The sequence below is a fragment of the Pseudoalteromonas sp. PAB 2.2 genome, assembly GCF_001938575.1.
Classification (GTDB): Bacteria; Pseudomonadota; Gammaproteobacteria; order Enterobacterales; family Alteromonadaceae; genus Pseudoalteromonas; species Pseudoalteromonas lipolytica.
Map to the genome: position 1 here is coordinate 197,072 of NZ_LYPI01000007.1, position 18,891 is coordinate 215,962.

The following is an 18,891-nucleotide window of genomic DNA, read 5'->3' on the forward strand; positions in this document are numbered from 1 at the left end:
AAACGCACGTCAGGTGCGCAAAAATTTACCTCAAAACACTCGGCAGTATTTATTGTGATTATTTACTCGTGAACAAGCGATGTCTGAACAATGCGTCATTTCTAATTATAATATGCTAGTAAATTGGTATGAGGTTTTGCTTTGTTTGAGGGTGTTGATGCCAGTGCGGGTTCTTTAACAATTGATGGTATTACCATAAGCAGCGAAAATTTAGCGCAAAATGCAATAACGAGAATAGACACCGCATTGTCACGTATTGGCGGCTTTAGGGCTGAAATAGGCGCAAAAATAAATGCGATTGAATCGACCATCCGTAATGAATCAAACCAGTCGTTGATGCTAAGTTCAGCGAATCAGCGTATTGAAGACACCGATTTTGCAAAAGTCATGGCTGAGAAAATATCACTCGATATCGTTCAGCAAGCGGGAGTAAGTGTTGCCATGCAAGCTCGCAATATTACAAAAGAGGGTATTTTGAGTTTGCTAGGGCAACTAGAGTAGTTGCCCTCAGACTTATTAGTCATTATCAGCAGGATACACGACACCTAATTGAGCTCTCGCTGTATCCAGCACGTCCATAACCTGTTTTGATAAGGTGTGTGTGTTTACAGCAGACTCAATGTGTCCGGCTTTGGCTGCTGCTATAAAGTGACTTACTTCATAGCGCATAAAATGCTCGTCAAATGGCTGAGCAAGTTCTTCAACCGTGCCATCATTACCAATAAACTGCATACGTTTTAACAAAGAAACCGCTTCGATTCTAATGCGGCCTTTTTCACCTTGAATTTCGGTAAAGTTGTCGCCTTGAGAGATTTTAGAATAACTAATAACTGCTTGTTTATCTGCATAATTTAATAGTACATCACCCGCACCATCAACCCCAGTTTCCAGCAAAACTCCACTAGCTTGCACACTCTGTGGGGCGCCCCAAAGAGCTAACAAAACATACAAAGGATAGATCCCTAAATCAACCAAAGCGCCGTTAGCAAATTCAGGCAAAAAGGTATTGGGTCTGTCCCCATTTTTGTATTTGTCGTAACGCGAAGAGTACTGACTATATTGACCTATATATTTGCGCGGCGTGCCTATTTTGGTAAGTGCGTGTTTAAGAATGGCGAAATTAGGCAGGTGAGTGGTCATCATCGCTTCCATATACAGGTGCTGATGCTTTTTTGCCGCGAGAATAATTTCATTTAACTCAGTACTATTTGCCGCTGATGGTTTTTCACCCAGTACATGTTTGCCTGCGGCTAAACACATAACCGCGTAGTGTTTATGCAGACTATTTGGCGCAGCAATGTAAACAGCTTCAACCTGATTATCGTGGCACACTTCGTCGATACTCGTGAAAACTTTGGCATTATTGCTGGTATGTTTAGCTAAAAACGAACGAGCAGTGCTCTCTTCACGAGAACATACACCGTATAAATCGAATTCTTCAACATGGGTTGCTGCGTCTAAAAAAGTGTCGCTGATAAAATTAGTACCCACAATGACAAATTTCATGTTTACTCCTCGCTATTAAGTGCAAGCCAAGCCTGCCAGTCTTGTTCAAACTTTTCCATTTGCAGGTGTTTTTTGCTGCGCAAATGTTTGTCTTCGTCTTCTTTTGCCATGTAGGGACCCACACGACACAATGCACAGTGTTTTTCACCCAAGTATGGCGGAATCGTTAGCATTGAGCAGATGTCGTTGTCTTTTTTACTGCTAAACACATACGTGATGCCGCTGGTGTCTTTTACATGCTTATCACGGTCGACGTTGCGAATTTTGTAACCTGGGAAACGGCTAATATCAAACGGCATTTGGCCAATATAATGACACGGTAAACCTTGGTTTAAACTCCCTTCAATGTTCCATTCTCGGTAAGGTTTAACGTCTTTTGAAGTAATAAAACACAGCATAGGGCCGTTTTTATCAAGTGCAAAGCGATGCGCATATTTTAAGTATTGATAAAGCAATGCGCGATTCAGCACATTCATGCTTCCAGAGCCTGTTTGTGCTTTAAAGGCGGCTTCACCTTTGAATGCAGGAATGAGTGGAAATTGAAAAATAACCACATCAAAACGTTGTTGGTCAAGGCGTTGCCAAGCACTGGGTTTCGTTACATCAAACTCTGTGAGCACACGAATACCTAACTTACGCAGTTGTGAAAGGGCGTTGTCGGCGTATTTATCTTCTATTGTCTGTGCTGCATCATAGGTTGAAGCAGTAAGCTGTGCTGGTTTTACATGCTTGGCAATGGCATGCGAAAACGATAAATCGCCATCACCGACCGTTAAAATACGCCACGTTGGATCCAAAAACATTGACTCAGTGACCTTGCTCAGCGAGGTCGCTATTTTCTAGTTTAGGGCACAAGGCTAAACGTGTTTTTAAACCCTCAATAGCGATTTGCTTTAAGATGAGGTTAAAACTTAACAGCACCGCAATCACGATATGAATAGGCCCGTGCGTAAATCCTGCATCAGTATCGAAGAGCATTAAGCCAAACAATAAAAACATAACGGCTAAGAATATTTCGATAAGTTGATTCGAGTAAAAGGTGATGAGCCCCTGATTTTTATGATCTTTCTTTATATGGATTGCACAAAAAAAAGGGATCACCTTTATTTTAAAGTGTGCACCTTTTTCAACGTAGTTCTCACCAAGATGGTCTAGTTTAGCGCGTAGTTGATCTATCATACCAAGTCCTTAAACAACTGAGCCGCGGATGTTACCGCAAACACACTGAAAGGGCTACTCAGGATAGACGCTAATACCAATTACAAATATATGGCAGACAAACACCACGCCGGTAAGTACAAAGCGCATTTTTTGATAGTCAACGTGGTAGTTTTGCCATTGAGGTGTGCTCTTTTCAAATAATAACACCAGCCAAAAGCTGGCTGCGAGCCAAGCCAGAATCCATGCTGGCGGTAGAAAGCTCAAAAAGGCAATAGGTATAATAGGCAAAACGGCTTTGATGGCATCGGCATAAGTTTGCTGGCCCGCATGCCATAAATTACCGGCCATAAATGCCAAAATTGCTATGCTGTAGAAAGTGAAAAATTCTAAATTAATGGCACTACTGCCCGTGATCAGCGGCCAGCCTACGCAGCCTAAAAACGGAAGTAGACCTAAGTAACCAAGTTGAATGTGATTGATGAACTTTTCCATAATTGCCTTTTAAACCGACATAAAATAAGTAAAAGCATACCTGCGGGTATGCTTTTTCTTTTAATCAAACTCGTTGTATTTTATACCAGTTAAGCGCCTAAAACGATCGCTTTATTATTTACGTAATTCACGACGCAATATTTTGCCAACCGTTGACTTGGGCAATTCTTCCATAAAAATAATCGACTTGGGTACTTTATAAGCACTTAAGTTTTCACGGCAATAGTCTGTTACTTGTTGCTCATCAATTGGCTCTTTTAAAGTGATGTAGGCACACACTCGCTCACCTGTTTTTTCGTCTTGAGCGCCAATCACAGCCGCTTCACAAATGGCTGGATGCTGACAAAGTACGTTTTCAACCTCGTTAGGGTAGACATTAAATCCAGAGACAATAATCATGTCTTTCAAACGGTCGACTATTTTGTAATTACCACTTGGCAGTTGTAATCCCACGTCACCGGTTTTGAAAAAACCACCTTTCATACACTTATCTGTTTCATCTTGGCGTTGCCAATAGCCCATCATGACTTGTGGGCCTTTCACAACAATTTCACCTGATTGACCTTCAGCCACAGGCTGATCGTTTTCATCCCAAATCTCTACAACGGTATTAGACAATGTACGGCCGATACTGCCGATTTCTTCTTTCTTGAAATCATTTAAGGTCGCAACGGGTGATGTTTCTGACAGTCCATACCCTTCGGTAATTGTGCAGCCAGTGACCTTCATCCATGCATCTGCAGCAGCATGGGTCAGCGCAGCTCCTCCGGAAACGGTCATTTTTAATTGTGAAAAATCAAGCGCTTTAAAGCCTGGATGCATGCATAAACCAATAAATAGCGTATTAATTCCTGAAAAGTAATTAATGGTGTGAGGCTCTACTTGTTTAACTAAAGCATCTAAATCACGAGGATTCGGGATCAGTACGTTAAACTGACCCATCGCGAATAAGCCAATCATATTCACGGTGAATGCGTAGATGTGATAGAGCGGCAACGGACAAATTCCCGTTTCTTGGCCTGGCTGCATGATCTCAGCAAAACGCTCATTCATTTGTTCAGCGTTGGCTAAAATATTGCCGTGACTAAGCATGGCTGCTTTGGCAACCCCAGTGGTTCCACCTGTGTATTGAAGTACCGCTATATCATCGCGGTTTGCGTTGTGTACTTTAAGGGGGGCTAGTTGTTCACCTTGCTCAATAAGCTCAGGGAGAGAGAGTTGTGTGCCTTTGACTGCTGGTAAGCCAACCGCTGCGGTCACTATGACGGTATTAATGGATGTTTGGTCAATGATAGTCGTGAGTTTATCTGCTAAGCCGTCGAGGAGCACAATCGCTTTAACGCCCGCATCATTAAATTGGTGCAGCATTTCTCTTGCTGTGTAAAGTGGGTTGGTGTTTACAACAATTAAACCAGCGCGAAGAGCTGCATAGGTGACGATAGGGTAGTCGACAATATTGGGTAACTGAATCGCAATACGGTCACCTACTTGCAGGCCGCTGTGTTGTTGAAACCATTGTGCCAAATAGCGAGATTGCTGCTCTACATCACTAAAAGTTAATGTTTTACCTGCACTATTGTAGGCCGGTAAGTCAGCATAAGTTTGACAGGTATGGTCAATTAGCTGTGTGAGATTATCGTGTGTGTTCATTCGGACTCCTTAGCATATTGTTCTTATTAGAGTGTTTGATGATGCGCTTCATTACAGGGGTCATCATCCAAGAAGGTAAATAACGGCTTAAGCTATAAGATAGTCTAGATTGAAAGCCGAGTATCACCATAAATTTTTGCTTATCTAATCCACGCATCAGTCTGGTGACGCGACGGTCTTGTGTTAAGTAACGACTTACTTTATTGATGATTTTAGTGTTTGTGTGTGCGCAGTTGTGTTGGTCACACTCACTTAAATAAGGGGTCTCTGGTGCATAAATTACACTGACTTTAATGCCATCCGGTTTTAATTCTTGGCGTTGTGTTTTGGCAAAGTTCAAGATTACATCGTCAGCAATACGTTGATCTTGCACGTATTCAAAAGGGGTCATGGGGGCATGTGAAGTGATAAGTGCAAGGTGGCTATTCATGGTGAGGTACTGACGAATTACGGCGCTAAAGTTAAGAGTGCGAATGATATTAGCTTGTAGGCTACAATGATTGTTAGTGTCAGAGTGCTTTGCTAAAGACTCGATATTCTTAGTTCTGGGGCAGTATATCGCAACCTCAGGCTCACCAATGGCCACGACCGCATTGTTAACTTGAACAGCCAACGTTTGCGTATCGGCCATATCAACAGCAAAAAATTCAATGTATTGAGAATCATCGCTCAGTGTTCTAAGCGCATGTTTACTTTGCTGGCTAAAGCGTATATCAAATAATGCGACATCATCACCACGCTTTATGTATTGTTTAGCAAGTTCAAAGCCTAAACCACTATTTGCACCCGTAATAAACACCCTTCTTATCATTGCACGACCGCTTATCAGTGAAGTTAGCGAATCAATATATATAAATTGTTAACGCAATAATTAGCTTTTAGCGACCTATTTTTAACTTTTTACGCCATTATGCAGTAATGACTTACGGTAGTCTTTCGGAGGTACGCCATACCAACGCTTAAATGCGCGGGTAAATTCACTGTAGTTCGAAAAGCTTAAAATATCTGAAATATTCGACAAGCTTAAACTTGATTCTGTTAAGTACTGGTGCGCAAGATTACAGCGTATGTCATCAACAAGCTCACGAAAGGTTGTCCCTTGCTGAGTTAAGTGCCTTTGCAGGCTGCGGGAACTCATAGACAGTTTTTCAGCAATTAAGTTAACGCCAAATTGTTCGTGTAATAAATACTGTTTTATTAACACTTCAACGTGATCAGAAATATTTTCTCTTTTTGAGTCATTAAGGTGACCAAGTTGTTGGCTCAAAATTGAAAATAGTTGTTTATCAGAGTTCTTGATGGGTAGCTTTAGGTATTTTCTGTCAAAGATTAGCGCGGTGTGCGGACAATTGAACACTGGCACTTGCCCGAGTGCTTGACGATAAACACTGGTATTTGTATTGGCGCTGTGAGGGAGCTCGAGGCGGTGTAACTTTATCTGATCATCCGTAAGCTGTTTAAGTAAGTTAACGCCAACACTTAATGCTAAATCGGCTCCATGATACACACTGACCTTCAGTTTGCTGCGTACTAAAAACGACAGTTTCACGTAATCTTGGCCGATTTCGAGCAAAAGATCGGCGCTATTTTGATGGACATGATAATACTTAGTTAAGTTTTTTAGTGCCATTTCTAAGCTGTCACAGTTACCCATTAAATACCCAACCGAGCCGAGTATGTTTAAACTCTGCCAGCGACCAAGTTCTAACCCAAAATAAGGAAGGTCGAGCTCTTTTGCTGTGATTTCTAGCAGTTCGATTAATTGCTGATACTGAATGAAGTTGTTGGGCTCTTGTAATTGTTTTCTGTCTAACCCAACGCGCGATAATAGTGCATCAGGGTTAATGAGCTTGCTTTCAATTATTTCGATGTATCCATGTAGAGCCGATACTCTAATTAGGTCAGGTGTGTGGGGTGAACGGGGCATAATGTGCTCTTTTTTAGTGCGCTGGCGTAAAAAGTAAAAAAAATTGCGTGAAAAGTAAAGTAAATACAGCGATTAAAGTTTAACAATGTATTAACGATGATGGTCTACTATTTAAAATTAGGTCATTAACAGTACTTATAGGAATACGCAATGAATTACACAAAAGTCTTTATAAGTGGCGGTAATGGTTTTATTGGTCGCAAACTTGCGCAGTATTTTAAAGATAGAGGCGTACAAGTATGCGGTGTTGACTTGATGCCGTGTGATGAATTTAACATTGTGTCGGGTAATTTAAGTGAGCCAGCGAGCTTTAGTCACTTGATCAAAGACTGCGATTTAGTCATTCACACTGCGGCTATTGTGTCTAATGCATTGAGTTACAAGCAAACATGGCAAGCAAACGTCGGCTGGACAAAAAATTTACTTGATGCCGCAGTACATGCTGGCACGGTGATGCGCTTTATTCATATTTCTTCAACGGCCGTTTACGGCAGCGATTGGCAAACAGCGATCAGCGAAGATGCGCCATTACTCCCTGATGGGCGTGCTTATAACGATTCTAAAATGATGAGTGAACACTTATCTTTAAGTTATCACGCCAGTAAAAAGTTGAATGTAACAATTATTCGACCTGGCGATGTCTATGGTCCAGGGTCAAAACCATGGATAGCTTACCCCTTGCAAGAAATTGCAAAAGGAACCTTTATGGTGCCACAGGGTATGTTTGGGCCGGTTTATATTGATGACCTCGTTAAAGGAATTTATTTAAGTGCGATGAGTGAGCAGGCTAGCGGCGAAATTTTTAATTTGTCAGGGCCTGAACAAGTAACAAATCAAACATATTTTAACTATTTAGCGCAGGCACAGGGTCAAAAGCACGTGAAGGTTGTTAATTTAAAGCTGGCATTGAAACTGACCGGCTTCATTGAGTGGTGTTATCACTTAGTTGGTAAAACGACAGATATTAACCCGTCGACAATGCGCATGCTTAGCCGTAAAAGTGCCGCTTATAGTAATGAAAAAGCAGAACGTTTATTAGGGTATAAACCTGAATTTAGTTTGCAGCATGGTATGCAGAGCGCACTGCAATGGGCATTTGAGCAAGGACTTTGTAAAGCGGCTCCAGAACAGCCTGCTGTCAAAGTTAACTAAACAATTAACAACATTTAAAGCAAGTGAAAAGAGGACACACACATGGCATTACCAGATATTATTAATCATCAAGACTTTCTATTAACGATTCATACCAATGATGAAAAACTTATAAAAAATGCATTACCGGGTGTTCATATTTACCCATTGATGCTTGATTCTGAAAACGGGGTATGGGTATTACGCGTTTTATTTGAACCCGGTACAGTATTACCAAAGCATTTTCACACTGGTGTTGTACATTTATATACTTTGTCTGGTAGCTGGCATTACACAGAGTACCCAGATGATGTGCAAAAAGCGGGTAGCTATTTATTTGAACCAGGTGGTTCTATTCACCAATTCCAAGTGCCTGAAGAAAACACCGAAGTTACTGATACGTTCATGGTGGTTATGGGCTCAAACATTAATTTTGATCCCGATGGTAACTACATGAACATTATGGATGCAGGCTGGATTGAACAAGTCATGTTAGCGGCTGCAAAAGAACAAGGTTTTGAACCTAAATATATTAAACCAAAGAGTTTGTACGGTTTTAATAAGTAATTTCGTTCCCACGAAAAGAAGCCCTCATTCATGTAAGTGATTGAGGGCTTTATTCTTTTTAAAGAATTTAGGTTTGCAATCTAAAAAATCAATTAATTTAATCTAAACAATCAATTTTATTTTAATCGCTCAGACCTCTATTGTATTAATCAAGCAGACGCAAGGCTGCGTTAATTAAACTTTTAAATACATCAATGAGGAAAACTATGAGCACTTCATTAATCAACACAAAATTACAACCATTCAATGCAACAGCTTACCACAACGGTGAGTTTGTAGAGCTAACAGAAAAAGATGTGCTAGGTAAATGGTCTATCTTCTTCTTCTACCCAGCAGATTTTACGTTTGTATGCCCAACAGAGTTAGGTGACGTTGCAGACTACTACGCACAACTTCAAGAAATGGGCGTAGAGGTTTACTCAGTATCAACAGACACTCACTTTACTCACAAAGCATGGCACGATACATCTGACACGATTAGTAAAATCAAATTCCCAATGATCGGTGACCCAACAGGTCGCATTACACGCAATTTCGGTGTGATGATCGAAGATGAAGGTCTTGCTCTTCGCGGTACATTTGTAATGAACCCTGAAGGTGAAATCAAAGTGATCGAAACTCATGACCTAGGTATCGGCCGCAGTGCAAAAGAGTTAGTACGTAAAGTACAAGCTGCACAATACATCGCGAACCACGACGGTGAAGTATGCCCTGCATCATGGCAGCCAGGTGAAGAAACATTGGCTCCTTCACTAGACCTAGTTGGCAAAATCTAAATTGCGACTGCACGTAAGTGCTTAAGCGAAGCCACGCTTCGCTTAAGCGAGCAATACGAATTTAATTGCCCATCACAACTCACACACATTAAGCACATTAGCGGGTGGTGGGCAGTTAATCCTGTCATTTTTCGAGATTATTTATTCTGAACTCAAGGGCTAAGCCATGTTAGATACAAATATCAAAAACCAATTAGCAAGCCACTTTGCTTCTATTACCAGCCCTGTTGAGCTGCTTATCGCCTTGGATGACAGCAATAAATCAACAGAACTAAAAAGCTTAGCGACTGATTTAGCATCGTTAAGCGACAAATTTTCGGTGCGAGACAACCCAGACCAAGGTGTACGTCGTCCTTCAATGGTGGTGTCTTCACCTGTAAACAATACGCAAATCATTTTTGCCGGTGTGCCAATGGGCCACGAATTTACTAGCTTGGTTCTTGCATTACTGCACACAGGTGGCCACCCAAGCAAAGCGTCAGACGCTGAAATTGAACAAATTAAATCATTAACTGGCCCGCTTAATTTCGAAGTATATATTTCATTAAGCTGTCAGACGTGTCCGCAAGTAGTACAAGCACTTAACTTAATGGCGGCGCACAATCAGAACATAACAGCCACAATGATTGATGGTGCTTTGTTCCAAGATGAAGTGAACGAGCGCAATATTCTGGCGGTACCGGCTGTTTATTTAAATGGTGAATTGTTCAGCCAAGGTGCTGTGAACTTAACCGACATTTTAAATAAAGTAGACACCAAAGCTGCAGCACGACAGGCTGATGCGCTGAACGACAAAGCGTTATTCGATGTATTAGTTGTAGGGGGCGGCCCAGCGGGGGCTTCTGCGGCTATTTACTCAGCGCGTAAAGGTTTAAACACCGGAGTGGTCGCAGAGCGATTTGGTGGTCAGGTTGCAGACACATTAGCCATTGAGAACTTTATCTCTGTAAAAGCAACTGAAGGCCCTAAGTTAGTTGCGCAACTTGAAGAGCACGTTAAAGAATACGGTGTTGATGTGATGCAAAACCAACGTGCTGCGTCATTAACTAAACAGGATAACTATCAAATTACCTTAGAAAATGGTGCGGTATTAAATGCCAAATCGGTTGTATTGGCAACGGGTGCCCGCTGGCGTGAAATGAATGTGCCGGGCGAGAAAGAGTATCGCGGCCATGGCGTTGCATACTGCCCGCATTGCGACGGCCCGTTATTTAAAGGCAAAGCAGTCGCAGTGATCGGGGGGGGTAACTCAGGCATTGAAGCAGCTATTGACCTTGCTAACATCGTTGAGCATGTCACCGTGCTTGAATTTGCTGACACATTACGCGCCGATGAGGTACTTATTCGTAAAGCGAAAAGCTTAAGTAACATCACAATCATTAAAAACGCGCAAACAACCGAGGTTGTTGGCGATGGCAAGCGTGTAACAGGTTTAAGCTACATTGATCGTGTCTCTGGCGATGAAAAGTCGCTTGCACTGGCTGGCATTTTCGTTCAAATCGGTTTAGTACCAAACACTGAGTGGTTAAAAGACTCAGATGTGTCATTGACTCGCTTTGGTGAAATTGAAATCGACAGTAAAGGGGCGACTTCTTTACCCGGTGTGTATGCTGCGGGTGATGCCACGACAACACCGTTTAAACAAATCATTATTGCCATGGGCAGTGGTGCAACGGCAAGTTTAGGTGCATTTGATTATTTAATTCGCCACAGTGATGAGGCTCAACACACTGAAAATGCAGCCTAAATGGATAAATAAAGACTCTTGATTAGGCAGCTCAACACCCATAGCTGCCGCTTTAAAGCCGCCCTCTCCAAAGGCGGCTTTGTTTTGCATACTATTTATTGATAGCGCGCTGCGGTAATGAACTCATTAAAGCTTTCGCACCAAATAATGACGGTGTTGTATTCGCTAATATTTACGCCTTGCGGAACACGTATTTTAAAGCCATTAAATGAGCGTACTTCGGCTATTCGTTGCATTGTGCCTTTATAGGAAAGGAAGTCTTTTTCGTTATCAATAAATTGGTGAGATAAATACAGTTGATAATCAGGCCCAGGGGCAAGTTTACCTTGCATAGAGATTGCGTCATTACTTAAATACACCATCCCATCACCATAATGCAGGCTGTCAGAGCCTTTTAGATTAGTTTTAAACTCACCCTTAAACAAAGCACGGTTAGCATGCTGTTGTAATGTGGTGATAGCGGGGGCTGGTGTCGCCGTAAGAATAGGTAAGGTATAAATACCCACCATAAAGCCTGCAATAAACACCGCAATAAAGCTAAGCAAGAGAATGAGCTTTTTAATCATTGTAGTGCCGTTTTTTCAAGTGTAATGGTAAGGCGTTGTTTGAGTTTAAGCCTTTTTTCGACGTCGCCAAAATAGTGCAAATAAATACGCTCTAATTCACCTGAACGCTGAAGTTTTTGCATTCCTTGCTCGAGTAATTCCGCGATATGTTGGTTTTCTTTACTCAAATAAAAGTAGTAATTGCTGGGATATTGCAGCATGAGAGAGGGTTCAATGATCAAATGAAATTGCTTTAGTTTGACAAGCTCAGATTCTATAGCCAACACCGAACGCGGGAAGTAATCGCCTAAACCTGTTTCTAGCGCCTTGATCATGCCTAAATAGTCCAGATCCCCATTAACAGTTAAGCCGTTGTTTTTCATAACCGTGTAATCGTACCAACTCTGTTGTTGTAATCCGATTAACTGTTTTAGAGTGTCAAGGTTATTCACTTTGTGAAAAGTCGCTTCATCGCCTTCACGAATAATTAGCAGACGCTTTCCATGCAAGCCTTTGTACAAGGGAGTAGTTGTTCTAACCAAAGAGTCAGGTATTTCGCCAGGGAGCGATAGCCACGCTAATGTAACGGCTTTATTATGAGTCAACTGCTCTACTATTCGTTTATCATTCATAGGCTTAACGTTGTAAAGTAGGGTGGCATCTACTTTCATTACTGCAAAGCTCTTTTCTAGAACATCATGAATATACTCATTTTTTTGAACTAAAGGGTAATCGGGCCGAGCAAGTTTTATAACAAGCTGCTCATCTGCATAATTTGCAAAACTAACCATGACACATAGTATAAAAGACACACGTCTTAGGGTATTCATCTGTGTATTTCTCTATTAAGTGCACTGTGTTTACGTTTACACTTTAAAAACATGTACCTGCTGTTGTAATCGAGAAGCAAGCGATGCAAGCTCTTGGCTCGCTTGAGCATTTTGTTGTGAGCTTTCGCTGACCAGTGAAATACTGCTACTAAATTCATTAATATTACAACTGAGTTCATTAGCAACGGTCGTTTGTTCATCCGTTGCAGTAGATACTTGATTGTTCATATCGGCGATTTGTGCCATTTCTTGTGTTATTTCAATTAGCAACTGCGATGACCGTTCAGCAAATTCAACACTTTGCTTGGCGCTTTCATCGGCATTGCCCATTGCTGTAACTGCTTGCTGTGCCATTGATTGCAGTTTACTAATCATTTCATTGATACTGGCTGTCGCTTTTTGTGTATTGTGCGCAAGTTGCCTCACTTCATCGGCAACGACCGCAAAGCCGCGCCCTGATTCGCCAGCACGTGCCGCCTCAATTGCTGCATTTAATGCCAGTAAGTTTGTTTGTTCAGCAACACCTTGGATCATCATCACCACTTGGTTTATGTCGGTCGATTGGGTGTTAAGTTCATTGATTAGCTGCGTATTTGCATTAACGATATGTGACAAACGATTGATTGAATCAATGTTTTCTTGAACTGATTGCTGCCCCATTTTTGCTGTTTTGTCGGTGTGTGAGGCTTTTTCTGAAGTAGCAAGTGCGTTAGCTGCTACTTGCTCAATCGCACTACTCATTTGCGTAATTGCTGTTGCTATCATTGCAGATTGGTGCTCTTGTTCCGTGGCTGTACTGGCGACTTGATCACTAATTGAATTCATCTCTTCGGCCGCCGAAGACAGAGTGAGTGTTGCACTTGTTACGTCATTCACTAGCGTATGAATACGTTCCATCATGGCATTAAAATGGCTGGCTGCTTGGGCTATTTCATCGTTACCATGGGTTTTTGCTCTGAGCGTTAAATCTGCATTTTTAGAAATTGAGCCAATGGTTCCACTCAATGAAAGTAATGGATTATGAATCGAGCGATAAATCATAAAAGCGACAATTAGCAAAATAATGATGAGAATGATGACGGAGGCCGTCATGGCAATGCTGACTTTTTCAAAGCTTTTGTCTGCCGTGTTTTTAAACTTATAAGCCTCTGATAGTTGTAATTCAATTAACCCTTGATAACTCTCGCTAAGGGGATCGAATACAGCGTAGAGTCTTTTCACAAACTGATCGTCTGGAATTGACTTCAATTGATTATTTTTAACCGCAGTGAGAAGCGTATCGAGTTCTGATTTAACATTGTCTAAGTTCTTTTCAACATTGTTGACTAAGCGTTGCTCTTCGCTGGTGAGTTTAGTGCTTAAGTAGCTCTGCCATTTACTGTCTGCTAAGGATTCGGCTTCGTTTACAGACTGAAGAAATGCTGTTTTAGAAATTTGTTCTGCTCGGTATTTATGAAATAAATCGACAATACTTACGGCGTAATTGTCCGATACTGTTTTTATTTGTTCTAGCGGCACAACGCGATCGTCATACAAGCTGTCGATACCTTTTACCATGCTATGCATCATGGATATGGTAAAAATAGACGTGATCACAAAAATCGACACGGGTAACAGCGCTAACACAGCGAGTCGAGAACGAACAGAGTAGTTATTTAACATGATAAAATGAACTTTTATAGTGGCTTAATATTAAAGCTAATAAGAGAAACGTATTTAAGCAAGTTTTTGCAATAGTTTATAGTTATCTTTTGCTTGAATTTGTGCAAATAGTTGATTTACATCATTGTGTGTAACGTTACACATAAACGCTTGAGTCTATAACAGCTTATTTTTCTGTGAGTGTAATTATTAAGTTTTAAATAATAATGAAGCCCGAATATTAAATCGGGCTTCATTTTAAAGGGGGTATTATTAGTGACCTCGGTTGGGCATTTGTCGTGGCATTTGTTTAGGTAAATTACGACGCATTTGTTGCCTTTGCATGCCAAGTTGGCGAGCACGGTTAGCTTGATTTAGTTGTTGCATGCGATTTGTTTGCTGAGTATGTGATTGCTGGCGCTGCTGTAAAGTGTGTTTAGCTTTACTCTTATCAATGGTTTGCAATTTATTCTGCACATGTTGTCGGTCAGTATTTTGTATGCGGTCTTTAATCTGCTGTTGTTTATCGCTAGGTACATCTTGCCACTTATCTGAAACACGTTGTTGCCACTTTCCGTCGTCATGTTTCAGTACATTCCCATTACGATCGGCAAATATATTGTTCGCTTTATCGCGCTGACTGATGGCTGTTTTTAAATCGCGCTTTACCTGCGTTTTTGAGGCTAAGCGTGTTTTTATTTGACTGCGTTTATAAATATTATGAAGCGGACGTTTGTTGTTAAGGTTATTTAATTTATTGCCAATATTAACGCTATTGCCAATGTTTATATCACCAGTATTAATGACTACGGGGCCTCGGTAGCCGCCGCCATACCAACCATTACAGCAATGGTAAGGACGGTAATGTGTGGGCCAACCTAAATCCCAATTCATTCCTAAGCTTAAAAAACCATTGCTCCAACTTACGCCGAACGACCAGCCAGTCCAGTTGTTATAGCCAATATTAAAGCCCCATGTTGACGGCCTAGGGTAATAGTAACCACCTCCCCAATATGCTGGGTAATACCACCCAGTGCCATAAACAGGCGCGCCGTAATAAGGATAAGACCATACATAACCCGGGTAGTAACCTGTGTACACAACGTCTGGGGTTGATTCATAAATCTCGACATAGGTAAGGTTATAAACGGGTGAACTGGGTGGGATTTTGGCGATTTCATTTTTTGGAATGCTGTCAGCCACTAACCACGGCCCTTGCGCTGAATCAGCTTTAAACCATACTGCGTTATCGACAGCATAATATTTTCCTTTTATTTGTAGCACTTGTGCATCGGTATTGATGGCGTACGACACGTTAGTTCCTGGAATGCGCTCAAATTTAGGCTTACCATCATAGTACACGGTCAAACGCGCGTCTTTACGACTGATCGCTGCTGTTTGTGGCACTTTTGCATCAAGCACCGCTTCATTTGCCTCTTCGGTGCCCGCGACAGAGTCACGTAAGCCACCAAGGTCTGATTCTGGTGGGATACTTGCGAAGCTTTGAGGCAGCTCGTCTGCTCGTACAAATGTCCAAGGGCCAGTGTGTTGTTTCGCCCTAAACCAACGTCCAGAAAGCAATACATACATGTTATTGGTTTGCATTTCTCTTAGCCACGGAGTTTCTGTATTAAACACGTACATTAATTCTCCACCGCTTAGGCTCTTCCATTTGGCTTCGCCATCGGTTACTACAAGCTCAGTGGGCTTGGTAGCAACAACAATCTCAGGGGGGGATGAAAGTGGTGATGTACTTGTGTTTTTGGGGAGCATGTTTGCTAAATCGGCAGGCACAGATTGGGTATATTTATAAGGGCCTTTTGCTTGTTTTGCCTGATACCAAAAGTGTCCATCGGTTAGGTAAAGCGATTTGTTCTTTGTATCTTTAATAACGGTCATCGCTGTATTTAATGCACGTTCATAGTGTGTGTCTTTAATAGCACTAAATTTAGGTTCACCGTCAAAGCTTAATAACACCGCAATTTTGTCTTTAAAAATAATGATCGGAGGGTCTGTTTTTAATTGCGCTAAGCTTTGCTCTGCAACTTCTGCGTTTTCTAAACTGGCGGTCAGTTGCGACAGCGAGGTATTAAATTGACTGGTTTTAATCGCTTGATTTACGACGGTGGTAAAGGTTTGTTCTCCCGCATCTTTAGATTCTGGCCAACGCACATCAATGACGCTCATATCGCGTACGGTGACGCTATCGTTTTCTCTGTCGGTATCAATTTTTGCGGTAAACCAAAAAACACCAAATATGGGCTCTTTGTTTTGTGTAAATGACATGGCTGCTCTGGCAGTAAGCGCATTGCCAATTAACTTTTCTGGTTGCGGCTGATAAACAATCAAAGTGCCCTCAGTCGTATGCACTTTTTGAGGCCACTCAATTGCATTGCTAGGAAAGCAGTATATTACACTGCTAAATAAGATGAATAATTTGAAAAAACGATAAAAAGGCGCGTCATGTTTCATGTTCAATCCTTGTCGAATACACGTCAAATAAGTGTAGCTCAACAAGAAAAAACAGCGTTAAATTTGTTCCGTTTATCGTAAAATTTTATCAACAATGCTCAGCAACAAATTGCGCCCCCGCATCGACCCCCATGTCATAGCCCGCTGATAATTTTGCAAATGACTTTGTTGTTCGCCCAACAGCAAACTGTGGCGGTGGGGCAATGATATTTATGTTGCAGTCATTAGGTGGGTTCATAATAAAATCAATGCTTTGATTATAGTTATTTGCTCGGCGCAACGTTGCTTCAGCAAGGGCGGGCGTGTCTTTGTATAACCGCTTAACGAGCCAAGGGGCTTTTGCAGGTTTCTTTTTATAACCCAGCGGTTGCGATAAAACGACCGTGATATCTTTATTACCCATTTCATATGCTTTTTGCACGGGGATTGAGTCTGCAACACCGCCGTCGGTCAGTTGAATATCATTAATAACGGGGTAGTGCCGATAGGCAATGGGTAAAGCGCATGATGCTTTAAGTTGCTCTTCCATTAATTGAGCATTTGCTTTTAAATACTCTGCGTGACCGGTTTTGATATTGGTTGCGACAATGTAAAACTCACTCGCTTGATTATTGAATGTATCTAAATCGAGGCGTATATCCCGAATAGTTTCTTGCCATAACCAATCTAAATCAAACAGGTGGCCGCCTTTAGCAAATCGGATAAAATTTATAAATTCGGGGCGACATGAATAATCGGTGATTACGGCATGGTTTCGTTTATATTGTGAGCATAAATACGCGGCGATATTGGTAGCGCCAGCAGACACACCATAACACTGTTGAAACGGCTGATAACAGGCTTTTAAAAAAGCATCTAGTACGCCTGTGGCAAAAATACCACGCATTGCGCCGCCTTCTACAACCAGCGCTTTGTTCTGTGTCATTGTATTCCATTTCCCTTGTAATCGTGTTTACTAAACCATAGCAAACACGATTACAAAACAAAATAGAGTTTTGGCTCTAAGTGTTAAATTGCTTCAACCCAGAGCACGCCTACTTGCTTTTCTGTTACTTTAACAGTACTACCTGCTGCAATAGGGGTATGGCTTTTGAGTTGCCATTGGATACCAGAGTATGGATGTGTCGTTAAACCTCTGTCATCAACATCTGAATTAATAACAAAGGTGATGTCGGCAAAGTCATTGTGCAATGGTTTGGTGTCTGTTTTATCTTGCAAACGTTTGAGTGGTTGCCAAAGCACCACGGCAAAACCAAGGGTAAACACAATATTGCTCCACAGTGCAGTAGTGTAGTTGCTATCAAGCAAGCCAATATTCATCAGTAGACCACTGGCAAATAAAGACAAACCTAAAAAAAGTAACACATAGGTGCTCATTCCAAGCACTGCAACTTCAATAATTAGCGCAAGCACGCCTAAAATCATCAGTGTTTCGGCTAAATAAGTATCTAAAAATGCCATAGGGAAACCTAACTTTTTTGTTTTTGGTTCAAAGAGTTAATAATAGACATGCCTTGTGCTACTAATGAACTGGCATCGGTGCCGCTATCAGGGAGTAATACCACTGATGATTCACGTGCAATAGCTTCTTTTGCCGCAATGGCTTTGGTTGCAAGATCAAGCTGAATTGCTTTTTGACCTTGCTCGGTATCGGCTGCTTCACCAACCTTGCGCAATGCATCTGCTTGGGCTTCTGCTACTGCAATAATGGCTTTTGCTTCACCTTCGGCTCGTAATATTTGCTCTGCTTTATCGGCTTCTGCGGCGAGAACTTGCGCTTGTTTTTTACCTTCTGCAACGTTGATATTTGCTTGTCTATCACCTTCAGACTCTAATATTTGTGCACGTTTTACACGTTCAGCTTTCATTTGAGCTTCCATTGCTTCCATAACGGATTGAGGAGGAACAATATCTTTAATTTCGTAGCGTAAAACCTGAATACCCCAAGGTTCAGCAGCTTGGTTAATGGCTGATACGATATTGGTGTTTAATAGGTCGCGCTCTTCAAATGTTTTATCAAGCTCCATTTTACCAAGCTCAGAACGCATTGTTGTTTGTGAAAGCTGAGTTACTGCGAACACATAATCATCTACGCCATAGGTTGCTTTGTAGGGGTCTAACACTCGGAAATACAATACGCCATCAACAATCAATGAAATATTATCCTTCGTGATAGCTGACTGTGAAGGCACATCTTGTGCTTGTTCTTTTAAACTACGATCAGCGGCTATGCGGTCAATAAATGGCACAATAAAGTTAAGGCCGGCTTCTTTTGTTGATTGGTATTTACCAAACCGTTCTATTAACCAAGCACGGTTTTGAGGCACGAATTTAACGCTACTTTTCAATAGCACTAAAATGAAAATTAGAATAAAAACTTCGACATTCAATAGTAAATCGAAAATTTGCGATAGGGGATCCATGTACTTTCCTTAGAGACTGTTAA

The 18,891-nt window shown here is 41.5% G+C and carries 19 protein-coding genes; 5 read left to right on the forward strand and 14 right to left on the reverse strand.

The window, feature by feature from the left end:
• Positions 1-141 precede the first annotated feature (141 nt).
• Positions 142-501 carry a flagellin gene (locus BWD47_RS01285; RefSeq protein WP_051501874.1) on the forward strand — a complete coding sequence of 120 codons (360 nt, stop codon included), beginning with the start codon at positions 142-144 and terminating at the stop codon, positions 499-501.
• Positions 502-516: 15 nt separating this feature from the next.
• Here the strand turns inward: BWD47_RS01285 and BWD47_RS01290 are convergent, their stop codons facing one another.
• From BWD47_RS01290 to BWD47_RS01320, 7 genes are all read right to left on the reverse strand, one after another.
• Entirely contained in the window at positions 517-1,506 is a 990-nt protein-coding gene (locus tag BWD47_RS01290; protein ID WP_036972254.1) for a Gfo/Idh/MocA family protein, read from the reverse strand.
• Between the two features lie 2 nt (positions 1,507-1,508).
• Complete coding sequence (locus tag BWD47_RS01295; protein ID WP_036972252.1) at positions 1,509-2,309, reverse strand: class I SAM-dependent methyltransferase; 801 nt, start codon at positions 2,307-2,309, stop codon at positions 1,509-1,511.
• 4 nt (positions 2,310-2,313) lie between these two features.
• The gene (locus tag BWD47_RS01300; protein ID WP_036972250.1) at positions 2,314-2,685 is read right to left on the reverse strand and encodes a hypothetical protein; all 372 of its coding nucleotides are present in this window, start codon (positions 2,683-2,685) and stop codon (positions 2,314-2,316) included.
• A gap of 54 nt (positions 2,686-2,739) precedes the next feature.
• Positions 2,740-3,159 carry a DUF3429 domain-containing protein gene (locus tag BWD47_RS01305; RefSeq protein WP_036972248.1) on the reverse strand — a complete coding sequence of 140 codons (420 nt, stop codon included), beginning with the start codon at positions 3,157-3,159 and terminating at the stop codon, positions 2,740-2,742.
• Between the two features lie 114 nt (positions 3,160-3,273).
• A complete protein-coding gene (locus tag BWD47_RS01310) occupies positions 3,274-4,809 on the reverse strand; it encodes an AMP-binding protein (protein ID WP_036972246.1) in 1,536 nt (511 codons plus the stop codon).
• Entirely contained in the window at positions 4,793-5,620 is an 828-nt protein-coding gene (locus tag BWD47_RS01315) for an SDR family NAD(P)-dependent oxidoreductase (protein ID WP_081759756.1), read from the reverse strand. The genes BWD47_RS01310 and BWD47_RS01315 overlap by 17 nt, the downstream gene beginning before the upstream one ends.
• Positions 5,621-5,701: 81 nt before the next feature.
• Entirely contained in the window at positions 5,702-6,736 is a 1,035-nt protein-coding gene (locus BWD47_RS01320) for an AraC family transcriptional regulator (protein ID WP_036972243.1), read from the reverse strand.
• A gap of 150 nt (positions 6,737-6,886) precedes the next feature.
• On the opposite strand from BWD47_RS01320, the gene BWD47_RS01325 reads away from it, so the two are divergent.
• From BWD47_RS01325 to ahpF, 4 genes are all read left to right on the forward strand, one after another.
• Positions 6,887-7,888, forward strand: coding sequence for an NAD(P)-dependent oxidoreductase (locus BWD47_RS01325; RefSeq protein ID WP_051501873.1), 1,002 nt, complete (start codon positions 6,887-6,889; stop codon positions 7,886-7,888).
• A 42-nt stretch (positions 7,889-7,930) separates the two neighbouring features.
• Positions 7,931-8,434 carry a 2,4'-dihydroxyacetophenone dioxygenase family protein gene (locus BWD47_RS01330; RefSeq protein WP_036972241.1) on the forward strand — a complete coding sequence of 168 codons (504 nt, stop codon included), beginning with the start codon at positions 7,931-7,933 and terminating at the stop codon, positions 8,432-8,434.
• Between the two features lie 206 nt (positions 8,435-8,640).
• Positions 8,641-9,210, forward strand: a complete 570-nt coding sequence (ahpC, locus tag BWD47_RS01335; protein WP_036972239.1) for an alkyl hydroperoxide reductase subunit C — start codon at positions 8,641-8,643, stop codon at positions 9,208-9,210.
• Between the two features lie 166 nt (positions 9,211-9,376).
• Complete coding sequence (ahpF, locus tag BWD47_RS01340; RefSeq protein WP_036972237.1) at positions 9,377-10,957, forward strand: alkyl hydroperoxide reductase subunit F; 1,581 nt, start codon at positions 9,377-9,379, stop codon at positions 10,955-10,957.
• A 95-nt stretch (positions 10,958-11,052) separates the two neighbouring features.
• Here ahpF and BWD47_RS01345 read toward each other — a convergent pair whose 3' ends face one another.
• From BWD47_RS01345 to BWD47_RS01375, 7 genes are all read right to left on the reverse strand, one after another.
• Positions 11,053-11,523: a DM13 domain-containing protein gene (locus BWD47_RS01345; protein ID WP_074988736.1), complete on the reverse strand. Its 471-nt coding sequence runs from the start codon at positions 11,521-11,523 to the stop codon at positions 11,053-11,055.
• On the reverse strand, positions 11,520-12,332 hold the full coding sequence (locus BWD47_RS01350; protein WP_074988737.1) for a hypothetical protein: 813 nt from the start codon (positions 12,330-12,332) through the stop codon (positions 11,520-11,522). Before BWD47_RS01350 ends, BWD47_RS01345 begins: the two co-directional genes overlap by 4 nt.
• Positions 12,333-12,368: 36 nt before the next feature.
• Positions 12,369-13,994, reverse strand: a complete 1,626-nt coding sequence (locus BWD47_RS01355; RefSeq protein ID WP_065978983.1) for a methyl-accepting chemotaxis protein — start codon at positions 13,992-13,994, stop codon at positions 12,369-12,371.
• A 252-nt stretch (positions 13,995-14,246) separates the two neighbouring features.
• Complete coding sequence (locus tag BWD47_RS01360) at positions 14,247-16,445, reverse strand: carbohydrate-binding family V/XII (protein ID WP_074988738.1); 2,199 nt, start codon at positions 16,443-16,445, stop codon at positions 14,247-14,249.
• A gap of 88 nt (positions 16,446-16,533) precedes the next feature.
• A complete protein-coding gene (locus tag BWD47_RS01365) occupies positions 16,534-17,370 on the reverse strand; it encodes a patatin family protein (RefSeq protein ID WP_065978985.1) in 837 nt (278 codons plus the stop codon).
• Between the two features lie 83 nt (positions 17,371-17,453).
• Complete coding sequence (locus BWD47_RS01370) at positions 17,454-17,906, reverse strand: NfeD family protein (RefSeq protein WP_036972229.1); 453 nt, start codon at positions 17,904-17,906, stop codon at positions 17,454-17,456.
• Positions 17,907-17,914: 8 nt separating this feature from the next.
• Entirely contained in the window at positions 17,915-18,868 is a 954-nt protein-coding gene (locus BWD47_RS01375; protein WP_065978986.1) for an SPFH domain-containing protein, read from the reverse strand.
• Between the last annotated feature and the right edge of the window lie 23 nt (positions 18,869-18,891).